Source organism: Specibacter sp. AOP5-B1-6, assembly GCF_052376555.1.
GTDB lineage: Bacteria > Actinomycetota > Actinomycetes > Actinomycetales > Micrococcaceae > Specibacter.
This window is the reverse complement of record NZ_JBQSVT010000125.1, coordinates 1-461: the sequence shown is the minus strand read 5'-3', so window position 1 is coordinate 461 and position 461 is coordinate 1. Positions and strand designations below refer to the sequence as shown.

1 protein-coding gene is annotated in these 461 nt (G+C 64.9%); it reads right to left on the bottom strand.

The annotated features are described in order from the left end of the window. The coding region (locus ACT3TS_RS19765; protein ID WP_444533229.1) for a transposase at positions 1-461 on the bottom strand (461 nt) is incomplete at both ends.

Sequence of the window (461 nt, the reverse complement as noted above, 5' to 3'; positions counted from 1 at the left end):
CGCGCTTGCCGGGCCCGAACTTCGCATCCTCGTCGGCATCGACGGTCTTGGCTTCGGCCATCAGCTCACTGATTTCCTGGGCCAGCACCTTCTGCTTCTCCGTCAGCCGCGCATAGGACATCGCCTTGTGTTTGGAGGCGTTCGCGCGGATCTTCGTCCCGTCCAGGGCGACCTTGCCCAGCCTCACCATGCCCGCGGCCTGGCACAGTTCCAGGGCCTGCAGGAACACGTTCGCGAACGCGGCCAGGTGGCGTTCGCGGAAGCGCCCGATGGATCGGAAGTCCGGTCCCTGCTGCGCGGACAACCACCTGAACGAGACCATGTCGGTGCAGGCCCGCTCAATCGCCCGGGAGGAACGCACCCCGGTGCAGTACCCGTAGAGCAGGATGCGCAGCATCAACCGCGGATCATACGGAGGCTGGCCCTTCGCCTTCGCATAGGACTTGTAGAACAAGGTCAGG